Below are 12,160 nucleotides of genomic sequence, written 5' to 3'. Positions count from 1 at the left end.
TCAGCGAGCATTTCTTGAAGTTCACGATAGCTGATGCCATATTTACAATACCAACGAACAGCCCAAAGAATGATTTCACCTTGAAAGTGCCGACCATGGAAGGGATTCATCTGCTGTATCTCGAAATAAATAAGATATTTAGCTTATCATGTCAGCCTATTTGCAACAGTGCCCTTTGGGGACGTTCGCCCGATAAAGAAGATTCTTGGTTCAAACTGCTGTTTACCGATACTTGGGCAACACCAGGTACAGTCAAACAATTGGTCAATATTGGCCTGCATGGTCGTCAGTCCTATTTAGAATTCCATAAAGGACAATCTTTACGTGCACTGGTCAATTTTGCCAAAAAGACCCATCCAAACTTGTCTCCTGCGACCTATATTCTAAATACCCTGAATAACTATTTAGATGGTCAACGTGAAGTTGTGCTTGGCCCTGACCTATCAGACCGTCGTAATGTGGTGCATTCACTGATTAAATCTCACGATGTACAAGATGCTATTCGTCGTGAAAGTATTCGCAGTAAAGTCAGCATGATTGAAGCTGAACGTCGTGCCATTGGTTATTTGAACGAAATTGTTTCTGACTATTCACATTCAGCGGTTCGCTTTGCCGATATGGCACTTACGCGTTTATGGACTCAGCTTTATGATGGTGTGGAAGTTCACAACTTCAGTACAGTGCGTGAACTGGCGAAAGACTACCAAATTATCTACACTCCATGCCACCGTAGCCACATCGACTATTTATTACTGTCTTATGTGATTTACAAACGTGGCATGATGGTGCCGTACATTGCTGCGGGCGATAATCTCAATATGCCTTTTGTCGGGCAATTACTGCGTGGTGGTGGTGCATTCTTTATCCGCCGCACATTCCGTGGCAATGGCTTGTACACTACGGTATTTAAAGAATACCTGTACAGTATTTTGTCCCGCAACACGCCATTGGAATACTTCATTGAAGGTGGTCGTTCACGGACGGGGCGCTTACTCCCCGCAAAAACGGGCATGTTGGCGATGACCGTGCATAGTCATTTACGTGGTCGAGCGAAACCCATTGTGTTCTTACCGACCTACATTGGTTATGAACGTCTGATGGAAGGTTCAACTTATGTGGGCGAAATGCAAGGCAAGCCGAAAGAGTCTGAATCGATTGTCGGTATTTTAAAAAGCTTACGTAAAATCGAACGTATTTTCGGTAAAGTGCATGTCAACTTTGGTGAACCTGTGTTTTTAGATGATTTACTTAAAAAACATGGTGCCGATCAAATCAAAATTGAAAAGAATGACGAACCTATTCCGCAGCAAGTATCGGATGCGGTGAATGGTTCAGCGCATGCCATCTTAGAAAATATCAATCGTGCTGTGGTGATCAATCCTGTATCCCTGTTGTCATTAATCTTATTGGCCACCCCAAAACATACCTTAGATGAAGAAATTTGCATTAAACAGCTTGATGCCTATCGTAATTTAGTCACTGCTTTACCTTACGATGCTCGCGCACAAGTAACACCGCTTTCGGGCAAAGAAATTATTGCCTACGGTTTAAAACTTAAACTGATTAAACGCGTTAAGCATGTGTTGGGCGATATTATTGCGATTGAAGACAATCAAGCCGTTTTGCTGACTTACTTCCGCAATAACATTTTACATGCCTTTGTCTTACCCTCTTTAATTGCCGCTTTGGTTAAACATAACGGTTCCATCCGCCGTGGTGATTTAATCAGTGTGATTCGTACACTTTACCCATTCTTAAAAGCTGAATTGTTCTTAAAATGGCAAGATGATGAACTCAAAGATCAAATTTGCGCTTATGTCGATGCATTAATTAACGCGAAACTCATCGCGGCCGATGCTGAAGATCATCTGATTTCCCCTGCGCCCAATTCAGAAGATCACAACCAATTGGTGGTGCTTGCTGCACCTGTGATGCAAAGTCTTGAGCGTTATTACATGACGTTGGCTTTAATTACCCAACGCGGTTCAGGCAATATTTCGATTCGTCAGGTGGAAGAACTCAGTCATTTGGTCGGTCAACGTCTATCTGTGCTTTATGAGTTCAACTCACCTGAATTCTTTGATAAAGCCTTATTCCAAAGCTTTATGAAAGTCTTGACGCAACAAGGTTACATTCGCAACAACGAAGACAATGCGATTGTATTTGATGAGAACTTCCAGAATGTTGCCCAGTATGCCAATCTGGTTTTAGATGATGTCACGCTACAAATGTTGCAACACATCACCACTTTTAGTGATGATGAACTCAAAGAAGCTTTGGATGCTGTTGCCGCACAACAAGCAAAACGTCGTTTAAAGCGTAAAAAGAAATAAGCGCCTTAAACCCCTTCTCCCTCTGGGAGAAGGTTGGGATGAGGGTTTTCATTTTACCCCCTAACCCCTCCTTTAAAAAAAGGAGGAGGATTTACTTATAACGTTCCTAACATCTCTAAATAATCCTCAAAACAATCCTTATGCTGCAACTGAAAACCCATTTCAGCCATTCGCGTAGCATAAATTCTTTTTCCAGAATATTCATTACTCTGCAAAACCAACTCAGGCACATTCAATTGTCGTTGGAACCATTGAATCGTTTCATGCAAAAGACTGGGCTGATTATTGCTGACAATATACGATTTTTCAGCATGTTCCACGTGAAGCAAATATGCCAAGAAACTTGCCAGATCATCGATATGAATTCGATTTGACCAATGCAGATTCGGGTAGGTTTTAGTTTTTTCAGCCAGTTTCAACATTCGAGCCACCGATGTACCATAAATTCCGGTCGGACGAATGATGATACTTGCAGATGGATAAGCCTGCTGCCAAAGCTGCTCCATCTTTAACAATCGTCGTCCTTGCTCATCAGTTGGAATGATTTCTGACTTATCATCGATTCGCTCACCATGATTTTCGCCATAGACTCGCGTGGACGAGACAACTACGACCTTTTTCACAGGATGTTGTTTTAAAGCCTTGCTGATGGGTTGTACCGAATCGACATACACCCGTTGATAAGCCTCGGGCGTACTTTCATTTGGACTCAGCAACACATAGACCCAATCAATCGGTGAAATCTGATCTAAATTAAGCTGATGCACATCCTGAATCAAATGAGTTGCGTATCCATCCATTTTAGGACTTTGACTGATTGTGGTAATTTGGTGCCCTTGCTCAAATAGTTGTTTAGCAACACGCCAAGATGTTTTACCATAACCGATAAATAAAATATGCATAAGCACCTGATTACATAACCTAAGTTGAGGGGAAATGGCTGCCGTCCATCAATTACAAGGGGTAGGAACTGCCTCTGCTGCTTTACTGGAAAAACTAAATATTTTCACCACAGATGATTTACTGTTTCATCTGCCACGTGATTATGAAGATCGTAGCACGATCATCGCCATGAACCAATTGATCGTGGGGCGCAGTTATTTGCTCGAAGGTCTAGTCAAAGGTGTCGATTTCCCACCCGGTAAACGTAAGTCTATGGCGGTGTTATTACAAGATGATTTTGGCAAAGTCACTTTGCGTTTTTATCATGTGTATAAAGCCCTGACGGATCGTGCCAAAATTGGCAATCATCTGCGCATATTTGGTGAAGTACGTGTCGGTGCACGTGGTTTAGAACTTTATCATCCAGAAATACAACTGATTACTGAACATACTGCTCTGCCTAAAACAGAACTCACCGCCATTTATCCTGCGACAGAAGGTTTAACACAGCCCAAGCTACGTGAATATGTCAAGCAAGCACTTCAACAGCACAGCGATGACCTCCCTGAACTGTTACCAGCGAAATTCACCAATGGTTATGCGCTCAAGCAGGCACTCGAATATATTCATGAACCGCCAACCAATGCCAACATGTTGCAATTGGCCCAAGGTTCACATCCCGCTCAGCAACGCTTAATTTTTGAAGAATTGGTTGCCCATCAACTGAGCCTGCTTTCACGTCGGGCTTATATTCAGCAAATTGCAGCACCGTCTTTTTCAGTCAGTCAAAACTTTGCCAAGCAACTGTTGGCAGGCTTACCGTTTAGCATGACCGATGCACAAAAACGGGTATCCAAAGAAATTGCACAAGACCTAAAACAAAACAAACCGATGCTGCGTCTGGTTCAAGGCGATGTCGGTGCAGGAAAAACACTAGTAGCAGGTATTGCAGCGTGTCATGCTTTAGAAGAAGGTTGGCAAGTAGCACTCATGGCACCGACGGAAATTTTAGCGGAACAACATTACTTAAATTTCAAAAAATGGTTTGAACCGCTGGGTTTAACCGTGTCATGGCTTTCAGGAAAACAAAAAGGCAAAGCGCGTGTAGCAGCTGAGCAAAGCATTAAAGATGGCTCAGCGCATTTAGTCATCGGCACACATGCCTTATTTCAAGACAATGTTGCCTTTGCCAAACTCGGTTTGGTGATTATTGATGAACAACATCGCTTTGGGGTTGATCAGCGTTTAGCACTACGCAACAAGGGTGCGCAGAATATGACTCCACATCAATTGGTGATGACTGCCACCCCTATCCCCCGTACCTTGGCGATGTCAGCGTATGGTGATTTAGATACTTCTGTGATTGACGAATTACCCCCGGGACGAACCCCGATCCAAACAGTGACCATTCCACTGGATCGTCGTGAAGAAGTTTTAAATCGGATTGCCAGTAACTGTGCGGAAGGCAAACAAGCCTATTGGGTCTGTACCTTGGTGGAACAATCCGAAACTTTAGATGCACAAGCTGCTGAAGCCACTTTTGCTGAAATTAAAGACCGTTTTCCTCATCTGAACACAGGCTTAGTACATGGCAAAATGAAAGCCGATGAAAAGCAAATGGTAATGCAACAATTTAAAGACAATCAATTGCAGTTACTGATTGCCACCACCGTCATTGAAGTGGGCGTAGATGTACCGAATGCATCGATCATGGTGATTGAAAATGCAGAACGCCTTGGGCTTTCTCAACTGCATCAGCTTCGTGGTCGTGTTGGGCGTGGTGCAACAGCCAGTTTTTGTGCCCTGCTCTACAAACATCCTTTATCACAAAATGGACAAGAACGGCTTCGCATTATGCGTGAAACGAATGATGGTTTTATCATTGCAGAAAAAGACTTGGAAATTCGCGGGCCGGGTGAATTACTCGGCACCAAACAAACGGGCGATATGGGTTTTCGAGTGGCGAAATTAGAACGCGATGATCATTTACTCAATCAAGCGCATTATGTCGCGCAGCAAATTTTAAAAGATTATCCTAAAAATGCACAGGCTTTATTAAAACGCTGGCTGCCTGAAGCACCACGCTATGCCTATGTCTAAAAGAACAGGACAGTTAAAATGACTCAAAATATACCTGTTCCATATGATTCAGAATTTCAATCTCCAATTCCAAGCATTTGGCGGGACTGCATTATTCAAATTATTGAGGCTTTTAAAGATAAGGATTTTGGCCGTTTAAACACGCTTCCATCTGTTCAATGTATTGATTTAGCATATGCTGCAGAGATTGCAGAAAATATTGATGCTTATGGCGCTCATCTCATAAGCTTAGCTGAAGAATCATGGCATACATCCGTATGCATATATATGGAAAATGAATCTTGGAAGGCAATTATCGATTTATTTACCGTTGAAGAAGGCAGAAGTGATTTAATCATTGATCTTTTTATCTTCAAGAAAGAAAATCAATTTATATTCCAAATTAATAATATTTATGTCCCATAATCAATTGATGATCAATAAATTAAAAATATAATCTTGAGAATAAGATGCTTCAATTCATTAACCCATTACTTCAAAAAGCTCTACAAAGCATCTCCCCTTGTCAACTCTGCAATGCTGAGCAACAACAGATCCACTCTGTCTGTGCAGATTGCTGGCAACAATTACCGTGGTTGAAAAGTACGGTGCAACGACAAGAAATGGATATTCAAAGTGCTTGTCATTATGACTATCCGATTGATCGTATTATTCAAAAATTTAAATACGAACAACAGCTGCATTTTCAGCAAATACTGGCAGGCGCATTCATGCAACTTCGGCTACCCAAAGTTCAAGCCATTGTACCGATGCCCATTTCCAATCAACGTCTAGCAGAACGCGGTTATAATCAATCCTTGGTGCTTGGCAAGATTTTAGCCAAGCAATTAGACCTGCCGATTTGGCAACCCATCACGCGCTTACAACAACATTCACAAAAAGGCTTAACTCGCCTAGAACGCATTGAAAATATTCAGCAGCAATTCCAAATCAATACAACGTCTAAATTGCGTTATCGCCGTGTGCTTATTTTGGATGATGTAGTGACAACAGGAAGTTCAATCTTTGCGTTAAAACAAAAACTTGAGCAATTGGGCTGTCAGAAAGTCTATGCGGCATGTATCGCGAGTGCAGCGATTTAAGCCATCACTGCACCATTTTTCTCACGCAGTGTAATAGCTTAAATCAAGCTTCTGCCTTTAAATAGTTTTTTACCCATGGCATCACAATTTCTGTGGTTAAGGGCGCAAGTAAGGTACTTTGATCATCCAAATCCACCCATTTCATCTCGGCAATTTCGGCATCAATTTGGGGTGCATGATCTAAAGTTACGACATAAACATAACTGACCAATTGATGATCGGGTTCATTTGCCGTTGCCGTTTCATAACGCCCAACAAATTGTTTAATCTGTGCCTGACAACCAATTTCTTCCTGAATTTCACGCAGCATGGTGTGTTCGGGTGGCTCATTCGATTCTAACTTACCACCAACTTGCATAAAACACGTCGTATTATGCTTGCGCACCACCAAAAGCTGCTGTTGAGCATTTAAAATAATCGCTGCTGCAACGGTAATCACTTTCATGTTTATTTCACCAAATCCTGCTGATCGACCATACCCCATTTCGGTTGCGGCGCTTGAAAAGCATCAAATTGTTGCAAAATTTGTTCAATCGAATCTGAGGCAATAATGCTTTCAGAAAAGCGAGCATGGGTAAAACCTTTGACTGTGGTCAACTGAATGAATTTCAATAAATCATCATAAAAACCTGCCACATTTAAAAATGCACACGGCTTTAAATGAATCCCCAGTTGCGCCCAAGTCCATTGCTCAAAAATTTCTTCCAAAGTACCTGCACCACCGGGCAAGGCAATAAATGCATCCGATAATTCCGACATCTTGGTTTTACGTTCATGCATATTTTTTACCACATGTAATTCCGTTAAATGTGGATGTGCAAGTTCACGGTCAACCAAGGCATTCGGAATAACACCAATCACTTTTCCGCCTGCCTGCAAAGCACTATCCGCCACAACCCCCATCAAACCTGAACGACCACCGCCATACACCAGTGTTTTGCCTTGCTCAGCAATGGTTTGACCCATTTTTTGTGCGGTGTCTAGAAAAATGGAATCCGTCCCGATAGCTGAACCACAAAAAATTGCGATAGAATTCGTCATTTTTTCACCCTGTTTTGAAAATGTCATACTATTAAAGTAAATTTTAAGGAGATTTTTTCATAAAAAAGCAATTCGAGCAGTGTTTTTATTCAATTCCTTGTCTAAAATACACCCATTGATTCAACCAGACTGCGCAGGGGAGCAAAGACAGCATGCTTGAAGCCTTTTACGCCACAGAGCGCGGTAGTTTGGAAGATGCCACTATTAATGGGGGCTTTGATCTTCATCCAGATTTAGTGTGGATTGACTTAATTGCACCCTCACAAGAAGAACAACAATGGGTCCTTGACGCTTATGAGCAAAACCTGCCCACACTAAAATCCTTAGAAGACATCTCTTCATCGGCACGATTCTACCGTGATGATGATGGTATTTTACATATCAGCACCTATTTTTTAACGAAAAATAAAAACTTTCAAGTGGATGGTGAACCAGATGACAATTCCAGTATTTTAGCCACAGTACAAACCGTTGCTTTCATTCTGCATAAACAACACTTATTTACCTTACGTGGTGAAAAACTGGTCGCCTTTCGTGCCTTTCGCGCACGTGCACGCCGTAATGACTATGAAATTGACTATAAAGATCCCACGTGGGTATTACTCGGCTTACTTGAAGCCAAACTCGATGAACTTGCGGATATCTTGGAAGATATTCACAAAGACCTAGAAAAATACTCTACAGAAGTGCTCAACAATCGTCATCGCGAACAAATACTTGATTTAGATGACATGATTACTCGCCTAGCACAACTCGAAGATATGCTGGGAAAAGCACAATTGTGTTTAATCGATTTACGCCGAGTTTTAACCTTTCTCTCGCGTCCACGCGCTTTAGGCAGTCATATTTACGATGCCGATATTCGAGAACTCAGTGAAGATGTTCGCTCACTGGTTGAACATGATGCGTTCTTATTCCAAAAGGTTCGATTCTTACTCGACACCACCTCTGGATTCATTAACACCGAACAGAATGATACGATTCGTCGCTTCTCCATCTTGCCCAGTATGCTCGCGCCACCCATGCTCGTTGCGAGTATCTATGGTATGAATACAGATGTACTACCTTTTGCTCGAGGGACAACCAGTTTTGTCATGGTGGGTATTATTCTGCTGGCCTTCTTCATTGGCCCACTGATTTATTTCCGCTGGAAAAAATGGATTTGAGCCAGTTTTAAAAACACGAATGTTAAAGCGAAACACAAAAAATGTTCAGATTTTGAATATGTTGTCTGGCAATAAAAAAGCACCTTACGGTGCTTTTTTATGTCGTGTTCAAGCAATTAACTGCAAGTCATTTTGCAAATGACAGGCCTGAATAATTTTCATCATTCTTTCAGGAACAGCCTTAAACTGTATGCCTTGGGCTTGAGGCGTTTGACGCAACCAACGCACCAATACCGCTAAAGCCAACGTACTGCCCTGCTCTAACCGTGCCAAGTTCACCACCAACGGAAACTGATTCTGCGCTTGAATCAATTTCAAACCCTGTTGGTAATAGCTTTCAGCATTTGCATAATCTATTTTTCCAGAAACATGTAATTCCTGATGAATGATTTCAATCACCGAACACGTACTCCATTATTTTTTATTAACAGCAACTTCTGCATCTGGTTCAAAGTTGGCAATCGCTTTATCCAAACTCCCCCCATTACGTTTTACTGTTGCCGCAAACTGATTACGGAACTGCAAACCTAAATCAATGCCTGAGACATTGATATTGCGGATTTTCCATTGGCTGCCTTTATCGACCAATTGGAACGATACAGGAATTTTTTCGCCTTTATTATTAAAGTCTAGTGTCACTACAGGATTTTTACTGTCCGTAGCTTTATATGGACGAATGTTATAGGTTTGATTCGAGAACTTCGCAAATGCAGTACCATAGTTTTCAATTAAAGTTTCGCGAAAGTTACGTTCAAATTGCGCACGTTGCGCTGCTGTACTGTATTGATTGGTTGCATATGTCCCCATCACAATACGAGTAAATGCCTGTGAATCAATATATGGGTCAAGATTTTGACGTACGATTGCTTTCACAGCGGCTGGATTATTTTGTAATTTCGCATTATCAGCTTTTAAACGAGCAATCAAACCGTCAGCAACTTTTTTAACAAAAACTGGGGGTGCTTCCGCGGGTACTGCAAATGCAGTACTTGCAATCATTGTAGACAAAATACTCGCTGTAAGCGTTTGTTTCATTAAAGTATTCACTAAAACCTTCTCTCCAAATTATTCAACGAATGATGCTTCTGCACCTGTTGATTCACCCGATGTCTTTTCATCTGGCGCTTTTTCTGATGACTTACTAGCACCACCAGTAATAAACTTACTAATCAAATCTTCAAGATCCATCGTACCTTGAGTATTGGCAATACGCTCACCACGTTTGACGTAGTTCAAACCACCACCCGGCACAACTTTCAAATATTTTTCGCCCAACAAACCATTGGTTGCAACCATAATATAAGCATCTTCATCAATACTGGTGATGGAGTGCATGTTATCGGTGAGTTGTTTTTCCATTTCTTTTTGTTGTGCAGGCATCGCTTCTGTATATTCAGCACTATAGTGCAGCTCTTCTAGCGCATTTGCCGTCACTGTTTTCAATTGCTCTTTATTAAATGAAGTTAATTTGCCATCTAAATCAAAATGCACAGTCGCTAAACGTGATACCGGATCGAGGGTAATATCAGTCACACGACCAATACTGACACCACTCATGGTCACTTTAGCTCGTGGTTTTAAACCATTCACATTGTCAAATTGCGCAGTCATCTCATAGGCATCACGTAAATTGGTGCCCGATAATCCGCTCACTCTCATCGCTAAGAAAAATAATGCCACACCAAAGATAATGACAAAAATACCGACGGTCAGCTCACTTGTACGTGATTTCATTAAACCCCTCCAAACATGACCGCAGTCAACACAAAATCAGAACCTAAAACACACAATGAGGAATACACTACTGTTCGCGTAGTTGATGTTGCAATCCCTTCAGAAGTCGGCACACAGGCATAACCCTGATACACCGCAATCCAAGTACAAAGTAATGCAAAAACTAGACTTTTAATAATGGTGCCGTTGAAAATATCTTTATAGAATTGCACGCTATTTTGCATCCCACTCCAGAAAGAACCTTCATCCACCCCTAAAAAATCGACCCCCACCATTTTACCGCCCATGATGCCAATGGCACCAAAAATGATCGATAACATCGGCAGACTCACAATACCTGCCCATAAACGTGGTGAAACAATCCGTTTCAGTGGATCAACACCTATCATTTCCATACTCGACAGCTGTTCGGTGGCTTTCATTAAACCAATTTCAGCAGTCAAAGCTGAACCTGCACGCCCTGCAAATAACAAAGCCGCGACCACAGGTGCAAGTTCACGTAATAAAGTCAGTGAGACCATCGTCCCTAGCATGGATTCAGAACCAATATTGACCAAAATAGAATAGCCTTGCAGGCCAAGCACCAAACCAATAAATAAACCTGATACAGCAATAATCAATAAAGACATGACCCCAATACGGTGCATTTGGTAAATAAACAGTTTGACCCCGAGCCAGGTCGGCATGGAAAATAGGATTTGCAGCAACATCACCGTTGCTACACCGATGCCACGTACACTTTCAATGACGCGTCTACCTAATGAGGCAATAGCATTCATGAACGCACCTCATCACTTAAATAAGCCTTATGACTAAACTGATAATCGACAGGACCTTCGGCAGCACCAGTTAGGAACTGACGGACAAATGCCGATTCATGCTGTTTTAATTCAGCGGGCGTTCCCTCACCTTGAATAACACCTTCAGCAATAATATAAATGTAATCGGCAATCGATAAGGTTTCCCCCACATCATGCGAGACAATAATCGTGGTTAAATCCAGTGCTTCACGCAAGGTCCGAATTAAACGCGTCAGTACCCCTTTCACAATTGGATCTTGTCCAGCAAAGGGTTCATCATACATAATCAGTTCTGGATCAAGCGCAATTGCACGAGCCAACGCAACACGACGGTTCATCCCTCCAGATAGTTCTGCAGGCATAAACCTTTCAGTACCGCGTAAGCCAACCGCTTCCAGTTTAAGTGCCACCAGTTCTGCAATGAGATGTTCAGGGAGTTGCGTATGTGCACGTAACGGAAAAGCCACGTTTTCATAGACGCTCATATCGGTAAACAGAGCACCACTTTGAAACAGCATCCCCATACGTGCACGCGCCGCAAATAATTCCTGACGCGACATATGTGCAATATTTTTGCCATCTAACAAAATTTCACCATGCTCTGGTGTCAATTGACCACCAATCAAACGCAGCAATGTTGTTTTGCCCGTCCCTGAAGGTCCCATAATCGCTGTAATCTGACCACGCCGAATCTTTAAACTGACATGATCGAAAATGACACGTCTCCCTCGTTTAAAGCTCAAATCATTGACTTCAATCCAAGATTGAGCTTGTTGAGGTATTTGATTATTCATAGCTGAGGGGTTTCCTACATTTTTTCAGCATGCATACTATAAAGGATTCAAGTTCAAAATGTTGTATTTGATCAAAACGCAATAAATTTAGCGTAATTTTCTAATTAATTTAATTGTAGTTCGATTATGAATAAAAAATAGGTATAAAAATAGAACAGTGCGTTACAGAAAAGAATTATAGATATAGTACACAATATTGCATAACAATAAGAACAAACCAATATAAGG

12 protein-coding genes and 2 pseudogenes are annotated in these 12,160 nt (G+C 41.7%); 5 read left to right on the top strand and 9 right to left on the bottom strand.

The window, feature by feature from the left end:
* A pseudogene (locus BLV99_RS18035) lies at nt 1-110 on the bottom strand (IS6 family transposase); the annotation flags it as partial.
* A gap of 51 nt (nt 111-161) precedes the next feature.
* On the opposite strand from BLV99_RS18035, the pseudogene plsB reads away from it, so the two are divergent.
* A pseudogene (gene plsB / locus BLV99_RS08760) lies at nt 162-2,333 on the top strand (glycerol-3-phosphate 1-O-acyltransferase PlsB); the annotation flags it as partial.
* Between the two features lie 95 nt (nt 2,334-2,428).
* Here the strand turns inward: plsB and BLV99_RS08755 are convergent.
* Nucleotides 2,429-3,235 carry a sugar nucleotide-binding protein gene (locus tag BLV99_RS08755; RefSeq protein WP_092689716.1) on the bottom strand — a complete coding sequence of 269 codons (807 nt, stop codon included), beginning with the start codon at nt 3,233-3,235 and terminating at the stop codon, nt 2,429-2,431.
* Nucleotides 3,236-3,269: 34 nt separating this feature from the next.
* Here BLV99_RS08755 and recG point away from each other — a divergent pair, with 34 nt between their 5' ends.
* Genes recG through BLV99_RS08740 form a run of 3 tightly spaced genes read left to right on the top strand, consistent with a single transcriptional unit; the run spans nt 3,270 to nt 6,397 of the window.
* Entirely contained in the window at nt 3,270-5,315 is a 2,046-nt protein-coding gene (recG, locus tag BLV99_RS08750) for an ATP-dependent DNA helicase RecG (protein ID WP_092689712.1), read from the top strand.
* Nucleotides 5,316-5,333: 18 nt separating this feature from the next.
* Complete coding sequence (locus BLV99_RS08745) at nt 5,334-5,720, top strand: DUF7668 domain-containing protein (RefSeq protein WP_092689708.1); 387 nt, start codon at nt 5,334-5,336, stop codon at nt 5,718-5,720.
* A 44-nt stretch (nt 5,721-5,764) separates the two neighbouring features.
* Nucleotides 5,765-6,397: a ComF family protein gene (locus BLV99_RS08740; RefSeq protein WP_092689705.1), complete on the top strand. Its 633-nt coding sequence runs from the start codon at nt 5,765-5,767 to the stop codon at nt 6,395-6,397.
* A 43-nt stretch (nt 6,398-6,440) separates the two neighbouring features.
* Here the strand turns inward: BLV99_RS08740 and BLV99_RS08735 are convergent, their stop codons facing one another.
* Entirely contained in the window at nt 6,441-6,842 is a 402-nt protein-coding gene (locus tag BLV99_RS08735) for an NUDIX hydrolase (protein ID WP_092689703.1), read from the bottom strand.
* Nucleotides 6,843-6,844: 2 nt separating this feature from the next.
* Nucleotides 6,845-7,438: an LOG family protein gene (locus BLV99_RS08730; protein WP_086164916.1), complete on the bottom strand. Its 594-nt coding sequence runs from the start codon at nt 7,436-7,438 to the stop codon at nt 6,845-6,847.
* 152 nt (nt 7,439-7,590) lie between these two features.
* Between BLV99_RS08730 and BLV99_RS08725 the strand changes: the two genes are divergently transcribed.
* Nucleotides 7,591-8,604 carry a CorA family divalent cation transporter gene (locus tag BLV99_RS08725; protein WP_086184253.1) on the top strand — a complete coding sequence of 338 codons (1,014 nt, stop codon included), beginning with the start codon at nt 7,591-7,593 and terminating at the stop codon, nt 8,602-8,604.
* Nucleotides 8,605-8,712: 108 nt separating this feature from the next.
* Here the strand turns inward: BLV99_RS08725 and BLV99_RS08720 are convergent, their stop codons facing one another.
* Genes BLV99_RS08720 through BLV99_RS08700 form a run of 5 tightly spaced genes read right to left on the bottom strand, consistent with a single transcriptional unit; the run spans nt 8,713 to nt 11,932 of the window.
* On the bottom strand, nt 8,713-9,003 hold the full coding sequence (locus BLV99_RS08720) for an STAS domain-containing protein (RefSeq protein ID WP_086184254.1): 291 nt from the start codon (nt 9,001-9,003) through the stop codon (nt 8,713-8,715).
* A 15-nt stretch (nt 9,004-9,018) separates the two neighbouring features.
* On the bottom strand, nt 9,019-9,651 hold the full coding sequence (locus BLV99_RS08715) for an MlaC/ttg2D family ABC transporter substrate-binding protein (RefSeq protein WP_092689700.1): 633 nt from the start codon (nt 9,649-9,651) through the stop codon (nt 9,019-9,021).
* 18 nt (nt 9,652-9,669) lie between these two features.
* Entirely contained in the window at nt 9,670-10,338 is a 669-nt protein-coding gene (mlaD, locus tag BLV99_RS08710; protein ID WP_092689698.1) for an outer membrane lipid asymmetry maintenance protein MlaD, read from the bottom strand.
* Nucleotides 10,338-11,117 (bottom strand): lipid asymmetry maintenance ABC transporter permease subunit MlaE, encoded by a 780-nt coding sequence (gene mlaE, locus BLV99_RS08705; RefSeq protein WP_004650515.1) that lies wholly within the window; start codon nt 11,115-11,117, stop codon nt 10,338-10,340. Before mlaE ends, mlaD begins: the two co-directional genes overlap by 1 nt.
* Entirely contained in the window at nt 11,114-11,932 is an 819-nt protein-coding gene (locus tag BLV99_RS08700; protein WP_086184257.1) for an ABC transporter ATP-binding protein, read from the bottom strand. The genes mlaE and BLV99_RS08700 overlap by 4 nt, the downstream gene beginning before the upstream one ends.
* Nucleotides 11,933-12,160 lie beyond the last annotated feature (228 nt).

Origin of the sequence: Acinetobacter kyonggiensis (assembly GCF_900107285.1) — a bacterium.
GTDB classification, from domain to species: domain Bacteria; phylum Pseudomonadota; class Gammaproteobacteria; order Pseudomonadales; family Moraxellaceae; genus Acinetobacter; species Acinetobacter kyonggiensis.
Note: the sequence above shows the minus strand (reverse complement) of the source record. Positions and strands in the feature narration are given on the sequence as shown.